Source organism: Nostoc sp. S13 (assembly GCF_029379315.1).
In the GTDB taxonomy this organism is placed as follows: Bacteria; Cyanobacteriota; Cyanobacteriia; order Cyanobacteriales; family Nostocaceae; genus Nostoc.
On sequence record NZ_JAQYWQ010000011.1, the window covers coordinates 22,859 to 49,561 of the forward strand.

General features: G+C 39.7%; 16 protein-coding genes and 2 pseudogenes. 3 read left to right on the top strand and 15 right to left on the bottom strand.

All coding sequences use genetic code 11. The features are described 5' to 3' along the window. The first annotated feature begins 274 nt into the window (after positions 1–274). Complete coding sequence (locus tag PUQ00_RS06000; protein WP_300414148.1) at positions 275–700, top strand: universal stress protein; 426 nt, start codon at positions 275–277, stop codon at positions 698–700. Between the two features lie 1,064 nt (positions 701–1,764). On the opposite strand, the gene PUQ00_RS06005 is transcribed toward PUQ00_RS06000, so the two are convergent. The 4 genes from PUQ00_RS06005 to PUQ00_RS06020 all read right to left on the bottom strand — a co-directional run bounded on the left by PUQ00_RS06005 (position 1,765) and on the right by PUQ00_RS06020 (position 6,037). Continuing rightward, on the bottom strand, positions 1,765–2,019 hold the full coding sequence (locus PUQ00_RS06005; protein ID WP_300414154.1) for a hypothetical protein: 255 nt from the start codon (positions 2,017–2,019) through the stop codon (positions 1,765–1,767). 849 nt (positions 2,020–2,868) lie between these two features. Beyond that, positions 2,869–3,174 (bottom strand): hypothetical protein, encoded by a 306-nt coding sequence (locus tag PUQ00_RS06010; RefSeq protein WP_300414157.1) that lies wholly within the window; start codon positions 3,172–3,174, stop codon positions 2,869–2,871. Between the two features lie 845 nt (positions 3,175–4,019). After that, positions 4,020–4,295 (bottom strand): hypothetical protein, encoded by a 276-nt coding sequence (locus tag PUQ00_RS06015; RefSeq protein WP_300414159.1) that lies wholly within the window; start codon positions 4,293–4,295, stop codon positions 4,020–4,022. Between the two features lie 1,355 nt (positions 4,296–5,650). Further along, entirely contained in the window at positions 5,651–6,037 is a 387-nt protein-coding gene (locus PUQ00_RS06020) for a hypothetical protein (protein ID WP_300414161.1), read from the bottom strand. 139 nt (positions 6,038–6,176) lie between these two features. On the opposite strand from PUQ00_RS06020, the gene hslO reads away from it, so the two are divergent. Then, positions 6,177–7,082 (top strand): Hsp33 family molecular chaperone HslO, encoded by a 906-nt coding sequence (hslO, locus tag PUQ00_RS06025; protein ID WP_300414163.1) that lies wholly within the window; start codon positions 6,177–6,179, stop codon positions 7,080–7,082. A 152-nt stretch (positions 7,083–7,234) separates the two neighbouring features. Next, positions 7,235–9,319 carry a chromosome segregation ATPase gene (locus PUQ00_RS06030; RefSeq protein ID WP_300414165.1) on the top strand — a complete coding sequence of 695 codons (2,085 nt, stop codon included), beginning with the start codon at positions 7,235–7,237 and terminating at the stop codon, positions 9,317–9,319. 295 nt (positions 9,320–9,614) lie between these two features. Here the strand turns inward: PUQ00_RS06030 and PUQ00_RS06035 are convergent, their stop codons facing one another. The 11 genes and pseudogenes from PUQ00_RS06035 to PUQ00_RS06085 form a co-directional block, all read right to left on the bottom strand. Next, positions 9,615–10,493, bottom strand: coding sequence for an NAD(P)-dependent oxidoreductase (locus tag PUQ00_RS06035; RefSeq protein WP_300414167.1), 879 nt, complete (start codon positions 10,491–10,493; stop codon positions 9,615–9,617). 504 nt (positions 10,494–10,997) lie between these two features. Beyond that, the gene (locus PUQ00_RS06040; protein ID WP_300414169.1) at positions 10,998–12,209 is read right to left on the bottom strand and encodes a class I SAM-dependent methyltransferase; all 1,212 of its coding nucleotides are present in this window, start codon (positions 12,207–12,209) and stop codon (positions 10,998–11,000) included. Between the two features lie 386 nt (positions 12,210–12,595). Beyond that, on the bottom strand, positions 12,596–14,371 hold the full coding sequence (locus PUQ00_RS06045; protein ID WP_300414171.1) for a peroxidase family protein: 1,776 nt from the start codon (positions 14,369–14,371) through the stop codon (positions 12,596–12,598). Positions 14,372–14,603: 232 nt separating this feature from the next. Further along, positions 14,604–15,629, bottom strand: a complete 1,026-nt coding sequence (locus tag PUQ00_RS06050; RefSeq protein WP_300414172.1) for a WD40 repeat domain-containing protein — start codon at positions 15,627–15,629, stop codon at positions 14,604–14,606. A 77-nt stretch (positions 15,630–15,706) separates the two neighbouring features. Further along, positions 15,707–16,273: a ferric reductase-like transmembrane domain-containing protein gene (locus PUQ00_RS06055; protein ID WP_300414174.1), complete on the bottom strand. Its 567-nt coding sequence runs from the start codon at positions 16,271–16,273 to the stop codon at positions 15,707–15,709. A 1,168-nt stretch (positions 16,274–17,441) separates the two neighbouring features. Then, the gene (locus PUQ00_RS06060) at positions 17,442–17,831 is read right to left on the bottom strand and encodes a VOC family protein (RefSeq protein ID WP_300414176.1); all 390 of its coding nucleotides are present in this window, start codon (positions 17,829–17,831) and stop codon (positions 17,442–17,444) included. Positions 17,832–17,984: 153 nt separating this feature from the next. Then, a pseudogene (locus PUQ00_RS06065) lies at positions 17,985–18,520 on the bottom strand (GAF domain-containing protein). Positions 18,521–18,736: 216 nt separating this feature from the next. After that, the gene (locus PUQ00_RS06070; RefSeq protein WP_300414178.1) at positions 18,737–21,760 is read right to left on the bottom strand and encodes a DNA methyltransferase; all 3,024 of its coding nucleotides are present in this window, start codon (positions 21,758–21,760) and stop codon (positions 18,737–18,739) included. Next, positions 21,720–22,205, bottom strand: a complete 486-nt coding sequence (locus PUQ00_RS06075; RefSeq protein ID WP_300414180.1) for a hypothetical protein — start codon at positions 22,203–22,205, stop codon at positions 21,720–21,722. Before PUQ00_RS06075 ends, PUQ00_RS06070 begins: the two co-directional genes overlap by 41 nt. A gap of 681 nt (positions 22,206–22,886) precedes the next feature. Next, positions 22,887–23,111 (bottom strand): annotated as a pseudogene (locus PUQ00_RS06080) (Uma2 family endonuclease); the annotation flags it as partial. A 148-nt stretch (positions 23,112–23,259) separates the two neighbouring features. Continuing rightward, complete coding sequence (locus tag PUQ00_RS06085; RefSeq protein WP_300414185.1) at positions 23,260–26,694, bottom strand: helicase-related protein; 3,435 nt, start codon at positions 26,692–26,694, stop codon at positions 23,260–23,262. Positions 26,695–26,703: the final 9 nt, after the last annotated feature.

Genomic DNA, 26,703 nt, shown 5'->3' on the forward strand with positions numbered 1-26,703 from the left:
TCGTACTTCCTGCTAACACAACGCCAGTTGTTACAACTTTGGAAAAGTTCGCAACGCACTGACTCCCCTACGTGTATTTCAAAAATCAGTACACTCCGAAAAGGCTTCTTCCCCACTCCCCACTCACTACTCATTGTCTACGCAAATAATTTTAAAAATCAAAGCGGACTGCTATATAAACTAAGTAAGCAGATGGAAAATTAATTTAGTGTACCTGCCAACAAATTTTGCTACATACTTATGTAAGGGGTCTACTCTTTAGGAGACGAGAGCGGTGCTAAAGAATATTTTGGTAGCTCTGGACGGTTCTGCAATTTCCGAACGAGTAATTCAGACTTTAGATAATTTGGTATTGTCAAAAGATGCCAAGGTTATTCTCTGTCATGTGTTTCCCACGCCAGAGTCAGAGATGGAACTACCCGCTGATCGTCCTCAGCCAGAGTCCCCAACATTTTCTTATTTTAATATTGAAAAACAGTTGCAATCATATCAGGAAAAGTTATCAGTCACAAGTGAGTTAGAACTGGTAACTGGTGATCCTGCCGAAGAGATTATTCGCCTTGCCAATATTTATAAAACTGACTTGATTATAATTGGCAGTCGGGGGTTGATTGGGATGAAGCGAATTGTCCAGGGTTCTGTTAGCAGTCAAGTTGTAGAAGAGGCTAATTGTTCGGTGTTAGTCGTCAAACCAAGGTAAAAATTTCCAAGGGGAAGCAATGACTATAGCCACCCCAAACTAACTTTTGAGGAATACCTGAAATATGATGATGGCACTGATACCCACTATGAATTTGACAAAACCCAAAAAAATCTGAGGGTTTTATCCCTCCGTGGTTAAAAATTTGACCTTTTACAAAGCTGTTTTCACTTAAGATAAGCAGAGCAAACGCCTACCAAAATCCTCCTATTCCATATCTCAACAGAGAAAATATCGGGAATTTTGGTATGTTCACCTTACTTAGCGCGATGTGCGACTTATTCTTCAAACCCCGCTTCCATTGCTCTCCCCGTTGGCCTCAGCCTGCCGTTAGGCAAGCACAGAGAGGCTTTAAGTCTTGCTCCCCTTCCCGCACTTCGTACCGCTACGCGAACATAGGGAAGGGGCTGTTCTTGTTAGGTTTAAGAGAAAGTTGCACACCTCGTTACTTACTCTAAACGAATAGACAGACTTACTTATTCGTTTAGAGTAAGTTCTGTAAAAAGAGTTTCGTTATCGTTCACAAATTACTAAATTGTGATCAATCTGGTTGATTTATCAAATAGACTTATCCGGAAATGAGAACTTTATTTGGCTGAAACCTAGCTCTGGAGAGGGTTTTAGAGGTTCCTGTTTTATATAAGCTAAAAAGCCAGCTATGTAAGGGTTTCAGCTATTTTGAGGTTTATTTGTGGATAAGTCTAATAGTAATGCTTACTTTCCTACTCAAGATTAGCAGTATCTTTAGCGAAAAGTACTACTTAAGTTCATCAACAGTTGCTAGTAGGCAACTGTTGATAGACTTTGTTAAGTTTATTGAACAAAAGTATGTGGGGAACAATAAACGTATGCTAAAATCACTGCTATCAAACAAATAGCTAATAGCTTGCCAAGATTAAGTAGATTAGAAATTAAGACAGGCGCAAAAGTAACTTAGCCTGCTCGAACAGGGTAGTTTATTTAAGAGCCTTTAACCCAGTGAAGATGCGGTTAATCGTGTCTTTACGTTTATTCTTTCCCTTCTACTAAACCTCATAAGTTTGCCTATTGCTCTAATATGATCGTTAAGTGGCTGGCACACTAGCTGAAGTAGATCCACCAGATCCACCATTAATAGTCCCTCCACTAACAATAACAGTCCCAGAGCCGCTATTTATGATGCCAGCACCGCCAGCACCGCTAGTAAGTTTAAGTATTAACTGAATAAAAGACTTAATTAGAGAGATTTTAATATAATATCCTTTATTGGAGTTATTCTTCCCCCCAGAGAAAGTGACTTCTTCGTTGGCGGTTAGTGTAGTGAACAATGTGCTTTCCATAATATTAGTTCTGGCTTGATTGTGGTTGTCAAAGTCACGTCACTCCCAAGTGACTAAATATAAATGTGAAAGAGTATATTTAGTCACTTGTTTGTGCCGTTAGAAGTATTATAAGGCTCTTGCTAAATAGGTCAAGTAATTATTTTACGGACGAAGAAAAATATATTAAGCCTCTTCCTGCCCAGGAAAAATATTACATAGTTATTATTTATACAAAGTTAATTAAAAAGAACTTTTTATTTATCAAAAAATCGCAGGTGTCAATCTATATATTGATATAAGCTATAAAAGCTTAATTTTGTTTATCAAAAAATGTCTAAATGAAGCCTGTTACGTATTAATACTGAAAAAGTAATGAAAATCCCGAGAATCAAAGATATAGTCAATCAAAACAAACAACATTTTTATACGAGTTGTACTTAAATAGATTTCTCAAACTCAAAACGGGGATTTTCCATTTGTGAATAAGTATTTTTGTGTAAAAAATGTTATATTCCAATTATTTTATACAACACTAGCTTAAGCATGTATAATTTATTTTAATATAAAAGGTTTAATTTTGCTTAATTGTTTATTAATTTGAAAAAAGCTTTATTAGGTTGATTATACAAATTTTTTGCAAATAAATGAAGAAAGAGTAAAAGTTTAGAGGAAAATTATAAAAATTTGGTATTTCTATTAAAATGCGCTATGGGAGTTTATCTGACCAACCCTCCATTAACTCTTTTCTAGAGATATAGCGGATGTCAACAGTTGGGGTGGGTCATCGTCACAAAACCCAAAAAAATAGCAGGGTTTTATCCCTGCATGGTTAAAAATTTGACTAATAGTTTAGTTGTATTATCATTCTCATAGACTTTCTAGTTCAGAGAATAGACTTGCCAAAATCGATTTAAGTAGATTTAGACGTTTTCGCCCGGATGCTCCCTTTATTCTTATTGCAGGTGCTCCGTTTCCTCCAGGTGCTCCGTTTCCTCCAGGTGCTCCGTTTCCTCCAGTTCCTCCAGGTGCTCCGTTTTTTCCAGGTGCTCCGTTTTTTCCGGGTGCTCCGTTCTTTATAACTGTAGTAGTAATGTTAACCACACCACCAGACAAGTTTGCTTCTTCGGTTTCATTTAGTGAGATAAACATTAGGGATGTTTGAGTGCTTTCCATACTTAACCTCGGTTACAAATTATCAATTTTGAACTTTTGACAAAGCTATTTTCACTTAACATAACGAGAGCAAACGCTTACCAAAATGGTTATATTCCATATCTCAACAGAGAAAATATTGGGAATTCCGATATGTTTAACTAATTTCTCAAGTAACAATGCTTGTTTCCCCACTGGACTACTCAAAGGTGAACAGTATGTTTAGGAAAAAGCGCTACTCAAGATTATCGACGTGTTGCTAGCGGGCAACGTCAATGTTAAGTTTGTTGAACTAACTTAGAAGTATTATACGGCTCTTACTCAAAAGGTCAAGCAAGTAAATGGTTAAGAAATGTGTATTAACACTCTTCAGTAAAATTTTGACAAAGGTGTTTTCACTTAAAATAACGAAAGCAAACGCCTACCAAAATGGTTATATTCCATATCTCAACAGAGAAAATATTGGGAATTCCGGTATGTTTAACTTATTTCTCAAGTAACAATGCTTGTTTGCCACTGGACTACTCAAAAGTGAACAGTATGTTTAGTAAAAAGCGCTACTCAAACTTATTGACGTGTTGCTAGCGGGTAATGTCAATGTTAAGTTTGTTTAAGAAAAGTAGATCGGTAACAATAAACCTATGCTAGGATTACTGCGATAAAGAAACAGCTAATAGCTGGATCGGATTAAATCGATTCGCAATTGAGACACGTTTAAAAGCAAGTTAACCTGCGCCAACAGAGTAAATTACTTTTAAACGTGAGGCTTTATTTCTCTAAAAGCGCGGTTAATGGGATATTGAGGTTTATTGTTTCCCTGATACTAAACCTCATATGTTTGCCTGTTGCCCTATATACCCTATATATTAATAATCAAGAGCAACGGCTGGTGCACCATCTCCACCATATCCACCCCTTCCACCAACTCCACCGGTAACAGTGCCTTTATCTTTAACAGTAACACTGCCCTTACCGGTATTATCGATGCCAGGGCCGCCCTTGCCGCCATCGCCGCCCTTGCCGCCACTACCACCAGTCAACGTAATTTTTTTAGACGTATTATACTTGTACGTATAAGAAATACCGCCAGAGAGATTGGCTTCTTCGTTGGCGCTTAATGCAGTAAACAATGTGTTTTCCATGATTTTATTTCTCGCTTCATTGTTGGGATTAAAGTAAAGTCACTCCAAAGTAATAAATATAAACTTAAAGTGTATATTTAGTAACTTTTCTGTGTCTTTAAAAATATTATACGGCTCTTGCTAAAAATATCAAGCAACAAAGTGTTTAAGAAACATGTAATACAACTATGCACAAAAAATACTACATAGTTATTATTTATACAAATTAAATTAAAAATAAGTTTTTATTTATCAAAAAATTGCAGACATCAATATATTTTGATATAAATATAGCACTCTAAAAGCTTAGTTTTGTCTAAAAATATATAAATAAAATCTATCACGTATTAATACTGGTAAAGTAACGCAGGTTCACAGAATTAAAGATATATAAAACAAATTAAACAACATTTTTATACGAGTTGTACTTAAATAAAGTGATCTAATTTAAAATTTGCATTCTGTATTTTTGAATAAGTATTATTATCTAATAAGGTTTTTCTGTAATTATTTTATACAATATTTACTTGATAAGATATAAATTATTTTAATACAAAAGTGTTTGATTTTGGTTAATTATTGATTAATGGAAAAAAACTTTATTCATTATACAAATTTTTTGCAAATAAATGAAGAAAGGATAAAATTTTAAAGGAAAATTATAAAGATTTGATGTTTGTACTAAAACGCGCTAATTGTTATTTAGCTTTAGCTGGATATTAACATACTAACAACATACAGGCAAGGCACTTATTTAGTAATCAAAGCAAAAGCTTTCGTTTTCCCCCTCCAAGGCGAAAACGCCAAAATTAGGGGAGTTTTGCCAAAAATATCATTGAAACGGAAGAGAGCTTTTATTTTTTGGATATCTCCAAATCTTGGTCGTCACGCTAACGCTAGGTAGATTTTTTGCGAGATTATTTATACAACTAAAATGTTTTTTAGCCTTCATGCTCATTGATCCTTAACCAGACTTTCTTTGCCTAGTCGAAAGTGACGAATATCTTCTGCCAATCAGGTTGTAAAAAGGGAGATGCGATCGCACTCATCGACAATTCCCAATTGCAAAGTAAAAAAGCCAAATAAGTAGGTCGGTACAATAAAACCGATGTATGTTTAGTTTTATAAAAACTCTGTAATCAGTTAATTCTAACCTGTTTGCTGATTTGATATTTCGTGACTTAGGTTGATTTTTTAACGCCGACTTACTTATTCGGCAATATCCGGCAGAATCAGTTAAAGCCGAGATTATTTATAAAGAAAAGACTGTTCTGACATTTATTTTGAGAAAAGCAAGGCTGTTAACGGATTTGTCGGCTGATTGAGAAGATACATAGAGACAAGGAAAATCGCCCTTGTCTCTACATTCAGTCGATTCAACGCTCTTGAGTTCTCAGAAACTGACGCAAGCTTAACAAACTCAGCGTTTGACCCAAATTCAAGGGCAAAATTGAAACTCCTTCCAAGCGGGATTGTACCCAACCTTCTCCCCAGTACCATTCATGGAACCCGTCAATGGCTCCGCTGAGTACCAAGCGGAGACAGTTGGATTTTACAACGTCTACTTGATGATGAATCGAGACTGGCCCAGTCCAGGTAGTAAACTGGAATCCTGGAAGCAGTTCTTCTGGCATTCCTGGCGCAAAGCGTTGCCCTAAGAGCCATTTTTCTAGTTGCACCGGATGCAGCAGACTGTCACGAATTGCTTCTGTTGATGCTTCGATTTCGATTCGCAGTTGGCTTTGTTGAAAATTACCCAGCATTTTATACGATTACCTAAAGGTAAGACATCACTATTTCTAATATTGCAAATACAATCACTGATTATTACAGCGTCACTTTTCTATCGGCAGAGAACTTAGAATAGAAAAAGTCAACTTGTTAAGAAATGTAAGGTTATTCATGGCGGATCAGTTAATTCGTGCAACAGCAGCCGAAGGTGGAATTCGTGCCGTAGGTGTGATCACCACACGTTTAACAGAAGAAGCACGGGGACGCCACAAGCTTTCCTATGTGGCAACGGCAGCACTAGGTCGGACTATGGCGGCAGGACTGTTAATGGCTTCTAGCATGAAGCGAACTGGGTCAAGGGTTAACGTTCGGGTGAAGGGCGATGGGCCTTTGGGCGGCATATTGGTAGATGCAGGCTTAGATGGCACAGTACGCGGATATGTCGGGAATCCATCTGTAGAATTGCCTCCCAATGCCAAAGGTAAGCTAGATGTTGGTGGTGCGGTGGGTGACGGCTACCTCTACGTTGTACGGGATATCGGTTATGGTTATCCCTACTCTAGTACTGTTGAACTAGTTTCTGGTGAAATTGGCGATGATGTGGCTCATTATCTGGTGAATTCTGAACAAACACCTTCAGCTTTAGTTTTAGGTGTGTTCGTGGGAGCAGGTGGAGTAACTGCGGCTGGAGGATTACTGGTACAAGTGTTACCGAAAGCTGCCAGAGACGAAGCTTTAGTAGAAAGGTTGGAATCACGGGTAGCTGGTCTAGCAGGATTTACGCCATTGTTGCAAGCTGGGAAGACTTTGACTGAAATCTTTAGCGACCTGTTGGGAGACATGGGGTTGGCAATCTTTCCTGAACGTCAAATGCTGCGCTTCCACTGTGGTTGTTCTTTTGATCGTGTTTTGAGGGCACTGAAGATTTTGGGAGAAGCCGAACTGCAAGATATGATTATTAAAGATGATGGCGCTGAAGCAACTTGCGACTTTTGCGGCAGTGTTTACCAGGCAAATAGCGATCACTTAGCTCAACTCATTGCCGATTTGCAAGCTGAATCTCCTGTTTCAGGATAAAGTATAAAACAGCACTAATTTTGAGATTGATAATGGTATTCTGTGGAGAGAGATAATCAAAAAGTAGCTTTTTAATCACGAGAAAGTTACTATGTCAAGAATGGAATTATCGATCTAAAACAGAGCGCTATTCAATTATTTTGGTGTGAGAGATGACAGAGCGGGATATTCCAGACAGTTGGTCTTCAGCCAGTGGAAGAGAGCCAGATCAAAACGCAAGATTATCCCGAACCGAAGAATTGGGTGAAACTCAACCATTTGGTGTTCCAGCTACTGGTTCTACCTCCAAGTCTGTGAAGCGGCGAAAAAAAAACAATACGGAAGGATTACTTATAAATAGTCATTCAGAAGAAACTGCCCAACTCAGTAAAAGTTCTGGGAAATGGCCACGCTGGATGAAAAGCTGGGTATTGTGGTCAGTATTGCTAATGTTAATTCCCGGCAGTGTAGGATTGCTGGCAATGGCAATACTGCTGAAGTTGCCAGCTGCCCCTAACTGTCCCTCGATTTTCTGGCCCCTAGCTAGTGCTTCTGTGCGGCTACACTGCGCTCAGTTGGCGGCTTCTAAAGAGACAGTGAACGACTTATTGCAAGCGATCGCTCTGGTGAAGCAACTACCACAAAATCACCCGTTGCATGGAGAAATTGATCGTTTCATGGAAGAATGGTCGCGGGATATTTTGAAGTTAGCTGATCAAAGTTTCCAAACTGGGAATTTAGATGAAGCGATCGCTACTGCTCAGAAAATACCCCAAGACGTGGCGGCTTATAAATTAGTCGATGAGCAAATTGGCAAATGGCAGTTGATTTGGTCAAAGGCAGAAGCTACATACAACGGTGCGATCGCTGAAGTGCGAGAACGGCACTGGCAATCGGCATTCATGTTATCGGCTAAAATGCTGCGCGTAGACAATCAATACTGGGCGAGTACTAAATACGACCAATTGAATCGTTTAATTGCCAGTGCGCGGGAAGATGGCGATAAGTTAGGAAAAGCTGAAAACTTAGCAAGTAGTAAAGTAGTCGATAATTTATTAGAAGCGATCAAGCTAGCCGAGTCTATACAGCAGGAAAGTTACCTTTACGAAAAAGCTCAGGAAGCGATTCCCGCATTTGGACGCAAAATGCTGGAATTGGCACAGGCAAAACTAGACAAGCGGGATGCGGATGAAGCGCTGAATATTGCCAGACAAATACCGGAAAGTGCAAAACTACAAGCCGAAACAGATGACTTTATCGCCATAGCTGACGCTAAAAGGAGTGCTTGGATAGGTAATGTTTCTGGTTTAGAGGCTGCGATCGCCCAAGCACAACAAATTGATCCCTCAAGACCAGTGTATAACGAAGCACAGCAACTGATTGCTCGTTGGCAGTTGGAAATTGAAGATGTTGCCAATCTAGAAAAAGCGAGAATATTGGCTAGTCAGGGAACAGTGAATAATTTAACAGCAGCGATCGCCCAAGTGGAACTCATCCCTGCTAATAATCCCAGGGGCACAGAAGCTAGGCAAGAGATCGATCGCTGGCGTGCCCAAGTGGAGACAATTGAAGACCAACCTTACTTAGAACGCGCCGAACAGATAGCGGTATTTGAGGATATTAACTCCTTGCAAGCTGCGATCGGTCAGGCCAACGAAATCCGTAAGGGTCGTGCATTATATCCAGAAGCACGCAAAAAAATTCGCACTTGGATAGGAAAGATTCAGCGAATTCAAGACCAGCCGTACTTGGATCAGGCACAAGAACTGGCTCAGAGTGGAAATCTCACCGCCGCCATTGGCGCAGCTCAACAAATTGCCTCGTCGGGAAGGGCGCTTTCTGGGGAAGCACAAGCTGCGATAAATGACTGGGAAGGTCAAATCCGCACTAGAGAAAACTGGAAAAAAGCCCAGGAAGTGGGGGCGGCTGGTACGCCAGAAGCCTTAGTTGAGGCAATACGGCTGGCAGATGGGGTTTCAAACAATAGCATCTTACGTATGGATGCGAATCAGGCTATTGACCAGTGGAGTCAGCAATTGTTAGAAATAGCACGTTCTCAAGGTCAGTCTGATATTGCTAGAGGGATTGACATTGCCAAATCGATTCCACGCGGTAGTGCTGCTTACAGTGCGGCGCGAGAGCAAATTAAGGCTTGGCAAGAATTTCTCAATCCTCAACCGCAACCTCAGCCTCAGCTTGAGTCTCCACAATTGTCACCATCAACTACTCCAACATCAACTACTATTAATGGGCAGTAACATACAGCACTATTTCATTTAATTGAACCATATATGTTGTAAGGGCACAGCAATACTCATGCGTGTCAACTTAACGTTAAAAGGGTGGTTAGAAACTGCACGCCTGTCGCCTCTCGCAAGGGGAGACGCTGCACGAACAACTCTTGGAACCCCCCTTCTCCTGTCGGAGACGCTACGCCAACAGGTGACGCTCGCGACGCTCGAACGCGAACAGCGTCTCCTGTCTTGAAAAGGGCTGTAGGGAGAAGACTATTCCATTCACCAAGGCTTAAGTTGACAGAACCGCATGGTCTATTTATTCCCCGATCGCTTCTCCCCATTCCTTAATTACAGAAAATAGTGATGAGTAATCATCATCAGCAAATGACATTTTTACAGCTGTTTGCAAGATTTGCCGCACACCTTTAATACTGCTGAGATCCAAACTCAGAGATTTCGCTTCAGAGATAAACAATTCTGTATCTTTAAGCAAGTGTTTTGTGGGGAAATTGGGATTAGCATAATTGCCATCCAACATCCGTTCTAGTTTTTTGTCAAAAGTAGGTGCGTAAAGTGAACTGTCGCGCAATATTTGCATAAACACATCCACATCGACACCCTGACGCTGGACAAAAGCTAGACTCAGAGCAAAGCTAGTTGTTAGGGAAGCTATTAGTTGATTTAGTGCCAATTTGAGCGCCGCCGCAGATCCCACTGGCCCTATAAGTAAAGGTTCTGTCCCAAAATGTTGGAGTAACTTTAAGTGGCGTTCATATTGTTCTGGTTGGGCACCTACCATAACACTCAACTTGCCAGCTTTTGCTTCCGGGATACTCCCTAATACGGGCGCTTCTAAATACTCACCACCACCTGCAACAACTGCATCTCTAATTTCCTGGCTTTCTGTGGGAGTAATTGTTCCCATTTGGATGATCGTGCGCCCTTCTAGAGTTTGCCAAGCAGTATCTGAAAGCAACACATTATAAATGGCCGAGGCATTAGTAAGCATGAGGATTACGCACTCAGCAGCACGAATAGCGTGGCGGGGATGTGTGACAATTTCAGCCCCAGCTGCTTGTAGTGGTGCTAATTTTTCTGGGGTACGATTATAGGCAACTAGCTGTATATCTGCGGCTAATAACCTTTGAGCCATTGGTAGTCCCATCAGTCCAGTTCCCAGAAATGCGACCTTCATTTTTCATGTTCCTTTGGTACAGCGTCAAACAATTTTGGATTTTGGATTTTGGATTTTAGATTGAAAAGAGCAATCAAGCCACTAGCTTTGTCATTTAATTTTAGATTTTAGATTTATTCCACGTAGCTTGATTCTCGCAAAGCGAGTATAAATTCGGGGTTAACTCTTGAAGGTGCTGCGCGAACAGACCATCGTGAACATCGCGATCGCAATGTTTGATTCAAATTAATAGGGAAGTAGTTATTTAAGATTTAAGATCCGATGGCAAATCCCACTTTCTACTTCCTAACTCTGGCAATCAACCACCAGCAGCAAAAGTCGCCATAATTATCACTGAAAGTAAAATACCTGGAGTAAGTAAGGTTACTAGCATTAGTAGGTCATGAGTGGACATAATTATTACTTTGGTAGTGTGTTTAGCTTTAGAGTAATCACTGTTATGCTAGTCTAAATAAGACTGATACTGCATTCTTAAATAGAGTTTTAACTTTTCTTTCTTTACGTTTACTCTGGCAGAGTCAATCCTTTTAGTGGTTGATAAATTTCTGTCTTGTCGAGACCTTTGCTCTGAACTAGGACTCCAAAGCCGCCCAGTCCGGTGGGATCTATAAGCTGGTGTAGTGCATCCCGCCGCTTTAGTAACTGGGAGAGGGGTTGCTGTTGAAAAGAAAGTGCAGCAATACGTTCGTCGAAGACGCGGCTTAGCCGTTCGCCTAAACCCAACGCCATCAAAAATAATCCCTGCTGAATAAAACCAACATTCTTTAAATTGTACTTGTGGCCCCAACGTTCCAAAGCCGTAAAATCAACATGGGCAGTGATATCTTGTCGCCCAATATTGATATAAGGGTTGTCATGGAAACGGTGGTGATAATAACACTGTAGCGTTCCTTGCGATCGCCTGGGATTATAGTAACGACTTGCGGGGTAGCCATAATCAATTGTTAACACATAGCCGCGCTGTAAGCGGTCTGCTACTATACTCAACCAGTCTGAAGCAGCCAAATTAATTTCACTGCGATAACCATCTGGATATGCACTTTGGGCAAAGTTGATTCCCAGTAAATCCAAATATTCAGCCAGTTGGGGCGTTGAAGGTTCCCCTGTGACTTCTACAAATGATGGGCATGGGGCATTGCTTTCTTTCTCATTCTTATCTGTGGTTACATATATTTCTCGCAGTTCTTCCGTTTCTAGAATGAATTGATGCACGGGAAACGCATCTACTAACTCATTAGAAAAAAAGCAGCCTGTGATCGCATTAGGTGGTATATCCTCTAGATTGCACCAACGCACGGGTAAATCTTGCAAGCGCTGCTGTTGTTCTTGTCTTAAAGTTGGGGACTTTTCAACAATGACGTACTCCAGTGCCGTAAAAAAATCTGGGTAGCGTAGCTGATGATATTTAAGGATATGCAATGCCAGCAATCCTTGCCCTGCTCCCATTTCTACCAAAGAAAAGGGTACAGGTTTTCCTAAAATCTCCCACATTTGCAAAAATTGTTCTGCTAGCAACTCGCCAAAGTCAGCACAGAGATTTGGAGAGGTAAAAAAATCACCACCCTGAAAGCCAATTTTGACTGCATCGCTGGAATAGTAGCCATGGTCAGGGTGGTATAGTACCATGTCCATGAATTGTGCAAAAGTAATTCGTTGTTGAGGAGTGGTGGTAATCTGATTTGCGATCGCTGCACACAATGCTGGATTTGAATCCATAAAATTTGAGATTGGGGAGTAGAGAAAATAAATGAATTATGAATGATCCAAAACAAAATTCATAATTCATAATTTCCCTAACGGTCTACAAACCCTATAATATCGATCACTGTGCTATGGCGCTGGCATTGATTGACAGAAAAAACTTGAGAAGTTTGCACTTCCATGCGATCACCACAAAATGGTTCAGCACCTATCTACCTGAAATCTTTATTTTGTCAATACATCTTTCAAAGCAGAAATAGTTCGAGGGTCGGTATAGCCCGACCATTGCTATATTTAGGTATATGCAAGTTCTCAGAATTTGTGAGCAAGCCCTAAAATTGACTAATACCGAACTAGTCACAAGCAAGCAAAAACAGATTGCATAATTATCATTTTTACCATCAGCAATAATCTGAGTTTTCGTAAGTGCTTGTGCTGGTTGGAGGTGGTTCAATATTTTGGCCAGCAAATTTGAGTAGGTTAGCAAAGATAACTGGATCACCAGCTAAAATTGGCTTCCAACCTTCAGGTGCTTTATTAATATAAGATTCGTGATCAGAATCTAAAAGTCCATAAAATACCTCGGCTACAATCCGACCACCTACCCAACCTAGTTGAGTTTTAGCGCCAACACCATTGAGTAACTCATTTTCGGAAAAACTTTTTCCCACACCAAAGTGATCTACTAAAGGAGCTTGAGCCTCAGCTAAGATGTAAAACCAGAGTGGGGTATCCTTTTGAAAACTCTTAGTAACTGGCTCAAACACGAATTCACCGTCTACTATTTTGTCGTTCACTACATGAGGTCGTCGCACGCTAAGTTGATCTGATGTGAGAGCGGTAGCTTGAGTAAAACCTTTTTCTTGTAAAGCTTTGACAATCTGTTGCCCGCCTTGTATTCTGTAGTTGTTGCCCCGCAATAAATTAAGCAGTGCCAGTGATGGACGTGGTGGTACTACTTTTGTGTCTGGCAAGGTGTCAGGGCTGATTGTATCCTCAACTTCTTTAATCACCCCTCCAACATTCTGGCTTGTTGGCAATACAGGGGACGGTAAAACGCCAAGTGGGTCAACCAAGTTGGAATCAATTTTGTAAGCTAGTTGTAAGCGTACTTCTGGATTGGTATCACCAGCAGGCTTGTCACGAAGCTCATTAGGCAACACTCCTGGGCCTGTAAACGGGAAAAAGCGCGCCCAATTTTCAATGACATGATGACTCGGCAGTGGCTCGAATCCTAACAAACTGTCATCGTCTCGGTTGGAACTTTTACTATCCGGGAAAATGCTAAACTTTTTATCTTTGTTGAGGCGATAACCAAAGCGTACTCCAGAATGTCCAAAGCGGTAAGCTGCTACTACAAATTCGCGGGGTAAATTCTCGCGTTTGTCTTCTGTATAAAGAGCATAGTTTTGGGCGCGTTGGTCACGAGTTTTACCTTTTAGACCTTCTAGAACATCCGCACTAACAATGCGCGGCAAAAAGTCTTCTATGACTATCTTTTGATAAGCCCAGCGTACTTCGTTTTGTGCTGCTTCAAACAAAGCAGTACCCGTCAGTTTCTGATCGTCTTGCAGTCTGTGATTGTTTTGTTTGAGCTTTGCTACTACTGCATTATGATACTTGACAAAAGACAATTGAATTTGACTAATGATCGAGTTTTCATCATTACGTTTGTCACCAACAATCGCGCGACCATTGGGGCTACGCAGTAGGTCTTGATCTGCCTGATGTTTAAAGTCTTCAACTAGCTTTGTATTACTGGCACTAGGTTTAACCTGATTTTCAGTACCATTTTTATATAAAAGAGTAGCCCCATCCTCAGCGTACATAAAAGGTTGAGCATCAGGACCATCACCATATAAGGAATCCAAATCAAAGCGTGGAGTTCGTAAATTACTTGGCAAACGATCTTGAGAACCAATATCTACTGGGTTTAAAGATGATGTGTTATCAAAGGTGAGATCGTGATCGATGAACTGACCAAAGTATGTATAACCTGCTGGTAACAGCAAATTTTCTTCAGGATCAGGACCATCTTTCACGCTATCAGGCTCTGACTTCATGCTGTTGGCAAGTTCTAATAGTTCATGGGTCGGGTAGCTTTTTTCTCTTAAAGGCAGTAAATGTGTAAATGCTTGTTCTCGTGTGCCGACGGAACCGTGACCAAATCCACTCATATGATGCTCCTTAATTAAGGTAAAGTTAATTGATTGAATGACTATTGCGTTAAAGCAATCTGCACTTTAGATTTCGATAAACTTATCAAAAGAAAGTGATTTTGACAGCTTTGACACTTTTGTAAGCAGAGATGGCATAGCCTAGTTGTCAAATTAATGTCGGCTAGGATGTATCCCTGTCTATCATCAGATTTACTCCTTATAGATTTGTTTACTTTCTGAAAGCTTATTGTCACTCTTTAGGAAGAGACCAGAGTTTGATGGTTTTGTCGGCACTGCTGCTGGCTATCATGTTTCCATGCGGTCTGAAAACTACTGACCGCACGCCTCGCTCATGCCCGATCAAATTCTCCAAAAGTTTACCTTCAGGCAACCCCCATAACTTGATAGTGCTATCATTGCTACCACTAGCTAATCTCTTGCCATCAGGACTGAAAGCCACTGACCACACAACTCCATCATGTCCAATTAGGGAGTGCAACAATTTACCAGTGGGCATTTGCCAGAGTTTGACTGTCCGATCAGCACTGCCACTCGCTAAAGTCCGTCCATCAGGGCTAAAAGTCACTGAGCGGACGGCTTGTGAATGAGCATTCAGGGTTTTTAGAACAGCACCATCCATGAGCCGCCAAATTTTGAGTGTACCACCCTCATTGCCACTAGCTAAGGTCTGCCCATCCGGACTAAAAGCAACAGTTCTTACCCACTTTCCATCCGATAACTGATGAACTTGTACGCCAGTCTGCACGTTCCAGATGCGGATGGTTGTGTCAGCACTTCCACTGGCTAACCACTTTCCGTTGGGGCTGATGGCAACGGCTTCTACATCATCTGTATGGCCATTTAGAGTACGAAGCAGTTGCCCCGTCTCTAAATTCCAGAGTTTAATACGGTTATCCCAACTGCCACTAGCAAGCAGCTTGCTATCTGGACTGATGGCAAGGCTTACCACTGCATTGCCGTGTCCTTCTAAAGTATGGAGTAAGGTGTTACTAGACAGATCCCAAATTTTAATTTTTTTATCGTAACTGCCACTGGCGAGAAAGCGTCCATCAGGGCTGATTGCGATCGCGTAAACCCAAGTTGAATTTCCTTGGACAGAACGTAAAGGTTGAATGGTTGCAACAGAGATAGTAGCAATACTAGCGTTTCGGAAGGAAGACAATAGGCTAGCACAACTGCTACTACCAACCAAGATCATTAGGGTGCTGATTGCCAATGCTGCTGAAGATTTCCAGGTAATTTTTTTCGATCTCATAACAGGACATTCCTTGTGCGAGTGGGAGAATAATCTGACTTGCACCCACTGCCTAACGGTGTCGGAGACTAGCGGTACTATAGAGTAATTTTTTCTGGAATTTGAGATGAGAACGCTTTTCCTTTCGCTTTTTGTTGTTTATTCCGATGTTCAATCCAGCGTCGCATCAGAAATAAAAGGGTTGTCGTGACAATCCCTACTAGCCCAATCGGGGTTAAATAGCTCCAATGCTCTAACATTTTGTCCCAAACGTGCCAAGTGAGCAGGAACATAGCTAAGTAAGTCAGGGTATGTAATCGCTTCCAATTTTTTTTCAGTCTTTTGACACTCCAGTCATTAGAAGTAATTGCCAATAGGCTAAAAATTATGAAGGTAGATACACCTTGGCTATAAATCCAATAGGTATTGGGATCTGAAAAATCAAGGTCTCTCTTTTTCATTAAGAGGAAACCGTGAAGCAAAGCCAAGCAGAAAGCCAGAATACCGATAAGTCGTCGATATTTTAACAGCCATTTGGGAAGGTTGGCTTGTTTAGTTTGAGGAAAAATGATTCTGAGATTCGTGGGCATTAAGGTGAGAATATAAGCTCCTAAAGCTAGAAATCCCAGGCTGTTTTCTAACGGTGCTATATCGATTGCTACCACGACTAATCCTCCTTCATTTTTCAATAAAAGCCACTTTTTTATTAGTTAAATATTTCCTACACCCACATCAGCGAGGAAGGTCAAAGCTTGCCAGCGTCAGACTGGTATATTTATCTAACTCCATTGCTAACTGAGTTAAAGCCTGAGATTTACTGACTCATTTCTGATATATAAACCATAATAGTTTGAATTTTATGTATAAAAAATCTATATAACTAATACTTTTTTCAGATAAAGTTCATATAAAAACTCATCCTAAACGTAACCGTTCAGGGGGTACAAAAACGATACAAAACAGAACGACATTGTTGGGGGAGCATCCACGGCGAACGCATCTAAATATTTAAGAAACACAAGAAGTAGGGCATGGTCGCCATGAAATTCGCAATTATCTAATGTTATCTGAGATTCAGTAGCGGTTTGATCCAGATTCAGCCTGGTCAAAATTGAAAAGTGTTGGTCTGATAGAATCAGTCTGAAAATTAGATGATAAAACAACGGTTGAAACTCGTTATTTTATTAGCAGTCTAAAAGACAATGCTCAACAGTTTGCTAATGGAGTTCGCAGTCATTGGGGAATTGAGAATTCATTAGACCTCTTGCAAAAGTCCCTAACACACCTCCCCTTGGTAAGGGGACGTGAGCGTTTGCGTCAGCAAATGCTTAAAATTAATTTATTGAGAAGAATATCTAGTGTGAAACCCTTTCTAAGGGCAAAAATTTACACGGGAATTTCAATGAAGAATTCTGTATCCTCACCCATAACAGAGCTAAAACTCAGTTTTCCGCAGTGGGTTTCTTCGACGATTTGACGAGCGATGAGCTACTTTGCGTCTACGCTCGTCCACAGCCTAAGTCCCATGCTTTTAAATGTGGGTTACTTCTGCCTCCTAAGAAATGGTTTCTTAGGTATTGATTTTTGCCGAAGCGATCGCGATCGCTTCGGCAATTAATTGCGTCCAAAGCAAAATTAAAGTTTAAAAGGTTCTTTCAGCAACTACTAAGGAATAAGAATTAAATAATATACAATTTATGTCCCTAGCTTACCTCACCCTCAATCCCTCTCCGATATATTGGAGAGGGAAGCTAGATACAGAATGAAGTTTTGCATTTTATTTAATTCACGATTTAATTCACGTTTTTAAGTATAAGTAAGATAACTTGCTACTTAACCACTCACCAACGACACCAGCACACCATTGCGATCGCGGACGCGAGCAGTTGTTTGTCCCCCAGGATGGGTTTTAGGGGCATCTAATGCTTTTGCGCCAGCTCCGATTGCTCTCATATAAGCGCTGCCAACATCAGGAGTGATGAATGATATCTGAATTAATGCTGGTAGTTGTGTAGCATCGTTAGCATGGAAGCCGCCAGGAAATAACTTCTGTGCTTCGTTACTAGAGGAGAAAGCTAGTGTGGTATTTCCGGTTTCGATTTCCGCCCAGATAAACTGCCCCTTATCTTCGAGAGTTCGACGAACTAGACCAAAAGCTTTTTCATAAAACTCAACCGTCTTAACTACATCTTTTACCCAGATGACCGTGTAACCAAATTTCATAACTCTTTCTCCTTATTAAAAAAATCAAATTGAGGGTTTTCAACCCACGCAGGTGGGTAAAGCCTCGTGTAGACCAGCCAGCGCTGTGCCTATTTTCCAAGAGTTGTTCGCGCAGCGTCTCATAGAGAGCGTCATTACGAATTACGAATTATTTTAACTTTCTAATATATAAGGGGCTGTTGCAAGAGTTTGTGCCCTGTTTGCATCATTTCTATATCTGATGGCGACCAATGATGAGGAGTTTGGCAGTGATGTGCCGCTAACAATCCCCATAATCCTCTAGGAATCAAAATTGGTACAACTAGATTGGCGCGAACCTGCATATTGCTGAGAAAATCTCGGTGACAAGGCTGGATTGGCTCTAATTCAATATCAGCGATCGCTCTTACCCGTCTTGCTAAGTATAAAGCAGCATACTCGTTGTTAAAACAATCATCTGGGCCAGTGGAACCAAGTATTGAGAAATCTTTAGAACTCAAAGATTCAAAAGTCACCTGTCCTTGCCACCGGCTATAAAAATAATACAACAGCACCCGATCAACCTGAAGCGATTCTCTAAGTTGATTCGTTGTTTGCCGGACTAACTCATCGCGCTGCATTTTTCTAACAAGGCGATCGAGCAATTGTTGCAAACCCTGTTCACGGCGATCGTCGCTTTGATTGAATTCTGAGTGAGAATGAATTTGCACGGTTCTGAAATTACGACTAACTAAATACTGCTGAATTTATATACTAATTTATTACACCTTATTTAAATATATTCTTGCATTCATACCAGCAATTCCATTTTAACCGAACGTAAGAAGATAGTATTAAAACCTCACCCCGTCCTAACAAACATCCCTCTCCTTAGTAAGAGAAGGAAGAGGTTTTGTTTAGCATAACCAGTGTGAGGTTTTCTTCCGCTATTGGATAGATGCTAATATTTTTGAGTCTCCAAATATGGGGGCAAAGTTCCGGTAAGCTGACAATGCTGCTCCTTTAACGCTTGCATTCACAATCGGAAATGTAGTGAGGATGTAGCTAAATTCATCTTCAGTTAAGCCGTAAAGGTGTGCTATCATCCCATCGAGTTCGGCGCGTAACTTAGCGCGTTCTGTTTCGTCGGTAACGCCTTGTTGATGGGAAACTAGACCGACTTCTTGCGCGAGTTCGTCAAATTCTGGTGTGGTGCAGATGAGTTTGGCAGCGCGTTGTACAATATCGTTGAAGTAGCGATCGTTTTTTGTTAAACGTGGAACTCTAAGAGCATACATAAAATGCATATCACAATGTGCTGTAATTCTTCGGCGAATTTCTGAGTCAAGCACAAATGAATTGAATATTGCTGTGATAAATAAAGTGATATCGTATGGCAGTAAATTTTTAAGGCTTTGAGCTGTATCTGCACAAAATCTATTTGGTGGAAGCACACAAGCAATTAAACTGCGTTCATCTGTATTACGTGCTATTCTTCTATGAACTATACGGTAGTCTTGATAAGCAAGTTTTTGACCTTCATCTTTTGCTCGCCCCAAAATTTTTGTTCGCCCTTCATTAGCATCTATCCAATATTTATGAAGTGCAAAATTATATTTAAATTGATGAAACATATTGCCTTGTATTAAAGCAAATAAATCATCATCGCTTTGGTTAATGAACAAATGACTTGCATTAGTCATGTCAAATTCACGAGCAAAAGATAAGTTCCAAGATTCTAAATTTTCACTTAATGCCGGAAACTTAGCCATTTTCTCAGAAATGCAAATATCTACCTCATTCTTAAACTCCATCACAGATAGCGAATCAGGTGAGAGTTGACGCACCATGTTAATATTAATCTGCAAACTATCATCACTAGGAAAACTTTGAAGTTCCTGTACATCATGACGCATAAACGCAGATGGAAAATCTGTTGTTGTACTACCTTTAACAAAAGTAAGGACAACTATTTTAAAACTGCGATGAACACCTTCAAAGACTTCCTTACGATTCTCAAGACAGAATAAACCAGTAACTTTAGTTTGACTAAACAACATCTCCCGCAATTGCTTAGTCCCCAAATCAGTGTAAATCCCGCTAGGAATTACAATACCGCACTCACCGCCTGAACGCAAAAGATTAAAACATTGTTCTGTAAACAGCTTATAAAGATTAATATCCGTACCTGCTTTTTTACCATTTACTACAGAAATCTGATTTTTATACTGTTCAGATGAACGATAATAAGCGCTGACATAAGGATATTGACTTTGATATTCTAACCAAGTACTAGCAATTATGGGATTTTGTAATAGTTTATTCTGTTCTTTCTCAAAATCCTTAATATCCATTTTGTTCTTCGTCACCAGTTCATTATGCTGTGCAAAGAACTCTTTCGCCTGTGGCTTAAATATTTCCCAAGGTGGATTAGTAATAATCGCATCAAAACCACCGCGTTCTAAAACCTCGTTAAAATGATAACCCCAGTGAAACGGCTTCAAAGCTGCAATATCCTCAACCTTCAAAACCCGCTTCTGTGATTTTCCAGTTAACTGAACCTCTTCATACTTGATACCCAAACGCTTACTAAACTCATCCAATAGCAAAACATTTAACTTTTCTTGCGATTTGTTGTTAAGTTGTTCAATATTTTTGCGTAGATGTCTGAAGCAAGTATCTTTAGGTGTATCTGTGTGAGGTAAATTTTGAGGTAAAAAGGCATATTCCTTGTAAATTTTAATTGATTTATTCTTCTCTTCTAATATTTTTTTGTAATTATCGGCTGCTAAAGACTGTAAAAGATTACCTTGTAGCGAATTTCCGACTCTATCAAATGCTGTTTCATCAACTTTGATTAACCCAATCAGCGAATTACCTGCCATTATATTAAAATCAATATTCGGCAACGGTTCCAATTCATCGACATTCTTAGCAGAAGAAACTAAGGCTAAAAAAAGACGTAGTTTAGCAATTTCCGTTGCTTCCTCCATGATATCTATACCATAGAGATTATCCCTAATAATGCGCTTTTTGATAAAATATTCTATGGAAAGATGCTCGGTTTTTTGACTTTTTAACCAGTCCTTTAATTTTTTATCCCCCTGTAATTCGATTGTCCCAATAATAGCAGCATATATAAAAATTAACGTCTTCATTGCTGCTACGAGAAAAGCCCCAGAACCGCAAGCTGGGTCAAGGATTGATAAATTAGGAAGAATTTTTTCTATTAGTAGACGAGAAACATTTGTATCCAGCTTGATCAGAAGTTCATTGATATCCTCAAATGGCTTATCCTTATCAGATAGCGCATCATTTACGCGGTCTACAATTAATTTATGGATAGTTCTATCACAGAGATATTCTGTAATCTGCGGTCTAGTATAATACGCACCAAAAGCCTTTTGATTAATGTACTTTTCAAAAATAAATCCTAAGACATCAGGATTTATTTGATTATCTTTACCTTCCGGCGTATCATCCAGATTCCAAGAATAACGCCCAAATAAATTCAGAACTTGCTCAAACGCCTCATCAACTATAGAAATATTATATTTCTCTTCAATATGATGTTTGAGAAATAGTCCACCATTCAGGTATTTAACCTTTCCTACCAATTCTTTTACAGATAAATCGCGTTCAAACTCAGGTTTTGCAAAGCTTTCAAAAAACAAAGCCTTGAGAAATTCATCATAAAAATGATTTTCAGCTTTTTGCTTACTTAGTTCCAGCTTATTTTGAAGATAATTTAAATCTTCATTATCAATAAAACCCTTACGTTGGAGAAAATAAACAAACATCAAGCGATTGAGAATTACCGATGTATACCAACGTCTATCTGTTTCATTATCAATTCCTTTAACAAACTGCAAAAACTTCTGATGTTGCTCTTGAAATTCCTTGTAAAATTTCTTAGTTACTGGCTCAACATCAAAACCACGTTGTATGTAGTTTATAAGCAATTTCGACAACAGTCGGTTCCCCATGCTCTAATTCAGTAATATCAATAACTAAAGAACCAAGCTTACTTAAAAATAAGTCTCCTGGTTGATCCTTCACATATAAATGGTCACGAACGTAGCTTTTACTTCCTTCTCGTTTCACCCAATACCAAAGACTACGCGTGCGTTCTTCGGTAATAAAAATTAGAAGATTTTCAGCTATGAGTTTAGTAATTTCTTGATGAATAGCAACTCTAGTTTTAGCCTCTGGTATTTTCCCATCCTTTCCGGTGACTTCAAAGATTGCAACCCCTGAAAGTTCAGCAATTTTCTGGTATTGATATGACTTATTCTCAATCTTTAAAATGACAGGTTTTTGTCTGGAAGGTTTAGACCAACCTAATTCCTGTATAAACAAATCAGTAAATTGGAAATTATAAAGTAAATTGCGTGTTTGTTGAAAATTAAGTGACATAATTTACTTAAAATAGCTTGGAAAAAACCAAGCATGGTAAACTAACCACTCAGAAAAGAAATCTGTGGCTCTAAAAATAAAGTCGGCGAGCGCAGACTTTAAGAAACCCTATTTATTTATACGAGTTAAATTTTTAACCATGCTCTTGATACCTTTATAAATCCTTTATCTTTGATTACGCTTGAGCAATATCACCGAAAGTTATTTATTTGAGCGCCGACTACTTTGTGTAGCCACAATTTTTTAATCGTCACGTATATTTGCTGATTACTTTATCAAAACGCCTAATTGCTTTATCAAAATACCTAATTACTTTCTAAAAATACTTAAATGCTTTCACTAAATGGCATTTGACTTAAACAAAATGCTTGAATACTTTCTCATTTCGGTGTATTTAGCAAGCAAAAAGGCATTTGACTTACTCAAAATGCTTGAATGCTTTCTCATTTCGGTGTATTTAGCAAGCAAAAAGGTATTTGACTTACTCAAAATGCTTGAATGCTTTCTCTTTTCGGTGTATTCCGCAAGCAAAATGGCATTTGACTTACTCATTTTGGTGTATTCCGCAAGCAAAATGGCATTCGACTTACTCATTCTCAGTAAATAAGTCGGCGAGAATAAATCAAACTACAAGATTTAAGCTAAAACCCCTTTAAAACCTCATTGCGGTGCTGCCAGTCAGGAACGTCCTCCAAATGTGCAGCGTAATTCAGTTAATGCTAAAGCTTTTTGCTCAGATTCACTTACCTGATTAATCTCCGTTGATAAACGAGTTTGGATTCTGCTATGTTTTCCCTGCGGCATTGGTTTTTGGTATATTTTTTCATCAATATATTCACTAGCTGGTTTAGTTTCTGGTAATTGGAGAAACTCTGTCAAAGAAAGATTAGATGATAATATAACCATAAAAATTACTCCTAAAATAATTCGATTATATTTCAATACGGTTCAGCTAGGGACTTCCAAATAAAAAAATATCCCAAAACTAACACAAAAATCCTCTCTATTTCTCTTCTCTGTGTTCTCTGCGCCTCTGTGGTTCGTTTCTTTTAATTTACGAACCCTCGAATAATCCCAAAGAACAAATAATCTCAGGTTCTCGCTTCTCCATTTCTTCAGTCACAATACACAAACGGTCATCTATCCGTAGTGACACCACTAAATCAGCCAATTGCTGATTATTAATACCGCTTCTCAGTTGGCGGTTGAGAGTATCAATAGCTGACTGTCGCAAAGGATAACGGTAAATCTCATCAATTCCCTTTAAAAGTTCTTCGCTGACAAATAGTGTTCCCTTCATATCTTGAACATAACCCTTAAGTCGTTCATAGCTGCGAAACCTTGCACCTGATGGTCGCCCCAATTGACCACCGGCATTTTTCTCTTCTTCAGCAATTAGTTCAGCACCCTTTTTCACTAACTCGTGATGCTGTTTGTCTTTGGGTATCGCTGGGGTAGATTCTTCACACGCCGCCACCCGAAGAACCGCTAATTGTGATTGAGTAACGCTATTTCCATCGCGGTCAACATAAATCAAAGAATCATTCCCTTCAGTGGTTTTCATATAAAGTAGTACCCCCTCTGGCTGCACAGGTTGAGGAGTATGGGCGCGAGTAGAATAAACTACATTTTCCATTTCCTCAATCGTTTTTTTCAAGCCTGGATTACCATCAGTAGCTTTTTTCCAGATTTGAAATGCTTCAGATGTCAAATCAACTTCTGTATCTTCTTCACCATCTAAAACTCCAGATTTCTCGTTGTAGAGGTCGAGAATTACTCGTGCATCATCATCTTCAAAAAAAGCTTCATCAGTTCCCACCACTTCAGCATTCTCTTGCAGTCGTTTACGGAGTCGTCCCCGCAAATTAATAATCCGTTCTACTCCCTCGGCTGGCAAAAAAGAATAACAAAGAATTTGGTCAGCATTTTGGCCAATGCGGTCTACCCTTCCGGCGCGTTGAATTAAACGAATAATCGCCCAAGGTAAATCCCAATTGACGATAATTGCACAGTCTTGCAAATTATGACCTTCACTCAAAACATCAGTGGCAATTAAAACCCGCAACTCATCTGATGATGAAATTTGCTGCCGTTTTCCATTACTCACAGGGCTAAATCTTCCCGTCATTACTGTCGGGTCTTTAGATTGACCTGTGACTCCTGCTACATTAGTAATATGACTCGACTGCAAATTTTCTGTAAGGTAGCGGACTGTATCGGCAAACTGTGTGAAAATTAGTACTTTATCCTTGGGATGAGTTTTTGTTAGCAGTTTGATTAAAGCAGCAAGTTTTTCATCTTTTTGAGGATTCCACCCGCCACAGTATTGCAGCACATTTTTCAGTGCTTTGACATCCTCTAGCAAATCCCGTTTCAGTTTTTTAATGTCAAAAAGTGTAGAAGGCAGCCACTTAAATCGCCGTTGATATCGGGTTGTATATTCTTGGTAAATTGACTCTGCTCTTTGACGAAAAACTTTTTCGGTTTTAGATGCCTTCTCATCCTCGTTAAAAAAAGCAGTTTCTTCTCCTTCGTCTCTCTCTACTTGCAGCAAAGTAGTAGAATCATCATCTTCCGTTTCTGTATCAAACAAAGCTGCTGCCACAGAATCAGCATCTTCATCATTATTACTTGTATCTAATAACTCAGCATCCTGAGTTCCAATGGGAATATCAAGCCCTTTGTCTAAAGCATATAAATAAATGAAGTTCCGTAAAATGTGGCGTTCAATTGATTGGATAAAAATAATACCACTACTTTCTAAACGTTTAAACAAATTAGTGCGAGAAAAACCCATTAACCTCCTACCACCACGAAACAAGCTATTAATCAAACGTTGCTCGATGTCTGTAGGCGGTTGATTGTGTTTAGCAATAACATAGTTCCCTAGCCCATAACGAGGTAAATTAAGTTGATTAATGACTTCCACTACTAACTCCGAGTAAAGATGAGAATAAGAGTCAGTGTTAGAACCTTCTAGAGGAAACTTCAAACTTCGAGGTATGCGGTGGGGAAAATAAGAATGTCTACCATCAGAAAATTCTAAATATTTACGCCCTGTTTCATCTGTGTGGGCATAATTATCTTTAATAAAAGAGCGAGTCCGTCGCACCATATAGCGCTTCATCAATTCTCGCCAGTCATCAGGGTGTTCACTTTTCTCAAAGGCAGCTAAAGAACGCACAGAACATTGATGCTTTCTAATAAACTCTAATTCTCCGATAGAACTGCCACCAAGTTGATTAATTAAAGCTTCTGGTCTTAATCCCAAATCTTCGTCTTCTGGCACAAATAGCCGGAGTTGGGCTGAAAGGTCAAGATAACTTTTATTGTAGGGAGTAGCAGATAATAAAATACATTTGCTTTCGTTAGCAGCAATATATTCTGTAATGGCTCGATAACGTTTGCCTTCGCGGTTACGTAAGTTGTGACTTTCATCAATTAACACAACTCGGTAACGGCGGAGTTGTGGTAGCTTATTTTGTACTTGACTTATTGACATAACTTCGGCAAGTAGCCGATAATTATTTACATATTCTTGCCACATTGGTACTAAGTTTTTCGGGCAAAGAATCAATGTTTCTAAATAACAATCTTCTTGTAATATCTTAGCTAGCGCGGTTCCAACTAAAGTTTTACCCAAACCAACGACATCGCCCACTAACACCCCACCACGCCTAGTTACATGACGTGCTGCTAGCTGCACTGCGGCTTTTTGGAAATCAAATAAATTGTTAAATTCACGAGGGATACGAAATTCTGAAAGTCCAGCGATCGCTTCATGGGATAAGTGGTAAGCTATCTTGAGGTAGATGTAGTAAGGTGAGATTAACTCCTCCCTAGCCCAACTCTGGTCAATAATCTCTGCCAAGTCTTGAGATATATCTACACAACCGTAATCTTGCCAGCGATCGCTAAACCACTTTTGTAGTTTATTGCAAGCATCGTGATCTAAAATATCAACATTTAACTCCCCTTGTTTCGCCAGTCCGGGAAGAGTTAAATTACTACTACCCAAGAATCCCACAGTTGGAGTGTTGGCGTCATGACGATGCACAAGATATAACTTGGCGTGAAGGGCGTGGCCCAGAAACAGTTTAATAATTAGTTTGTGAGTTTTTAGCTGATGACTTAACCGCCGCAAGCCCGCTTCATCCTGATTAGTCGGCGCACCGATAGTCAACTGCTTGCGAAATTCCGAGGCCATGCGTTTTTTAAACCGCACAATGCTACTATTATCAATCCCTCTATCACCACTACTAAGGGTAAATGCTGCATGAACTTCATCACTCGGCAAGCTTTGCATCACGATTAGCAAACGGCAACAAGCCTTTTCACTACCAACATACTGTTCGATTAAATCATCAATTCTTCGCCAACCTCTAAGGTTGAAGTAGCCAACACAAAAATCTGCCCGATAAGAGACTTTGAGAGTTTCTCGCAAAATCGGTAGCAGTTGTAAGTTAATGTTGTCAAAAATCCGGGGCATTATTTAAAA

Excerpts from the sequence above, each read along its gene's own strand:
- PUQ00_RS06005 (WP_300414154.1), bottom strand. The coding sequence starts at position 2,019 with ATGGAAAGCACATTGTTCACTACACTAACCGCCAACGAAGAAGTCACT.
- PUQ00_RS06010 (WP_300414157.1), bottom strand. The coding sequence starts at position 3,174 with ATGGAAAGCACTCAAACATCCCTAATGTTTATCTCACTAAATGAAACC.
- PUQ00_RS06015 (WP_300414159.1), bottom strand. The coding sequence starts at position 4,295 with ATGGAAAACACATTGTTTACTGCATTAAGCGCCAACGAAGAAGCCAAT.
- PUQ00_RS06020 (WP_300414161.1), bottom strand. The coding sequence starts at position 6,037 with ATGCTGGGTAATTTTCAACAAAGCCAACTGCGAATCGAAATCGAAGCA.
- hslO (WP_300414163.1), top strand. The coding sequence starts at position 6,177 with ATGGCGGATCAGTTAATTCGTGCAACAGCAGCCGAAGGTGGAATTCGT.
- PUQ00_RS06030 (WP_300414165.1), top strand. The coding sequence starts at position 7,235 with ATGACAGAGCGGGATATTCCAGACAGTTGGTCTTCAGCCAGTGGAAGA.
- PUQ00_RS06035 (WP_300414167.1), bottom strand. The coding sequence starts at position 10,493 with ATGAAGGTCGCATTTCTGGGAACTGGACTGATGGGACTACCAATGGCT.
- PUQ00_RS06040 (WP_300414169.1), bottom strand. The coding sequence starts at position 12,209 with ATGGATTCAAATCCAGCATTGTGTGCAGCGATCGCAAATCAGATTACC.
- PUQ00_RS06045 (WP_300414171.1), bottom strand. The coding sequence starts at position 14,371 with ATGAGTGGATTTGGTCACGGTTCCGTCGGCACACGAGAACAAGCATTT.
- PUQ00_RS06050 (WP_300414172.1), bottom strand. The coding sequence starts at position 15,629 with ATGAGATCGAAAAAAATTACCTGGAAATCTTCAGCAGCATTGGCAATC.
- PUQ00_RS06060 (WP_300414176.1), bottom strand. The coding sequence starts at position 17,831 with ATGAAATTTGGTTACACGGTCATCTGGGTAAAAGATGTAGTTAAGACG.
- PUQ00_RS06075 (WP_300414180.1), bottom strand. The coding sequence starts at position 22,205 with ATGTCACTTAATTTTCAACAAACACGCAATTTACTTTATAATTTCCAA.
- PUQ00_RS06085 (WP_300414185.1), bottom strand. The coding sequence starts at position 26,694 with ATGCCCCGGATTTTTGACAACATTAACTTACAACTGCTACCGATTTTG.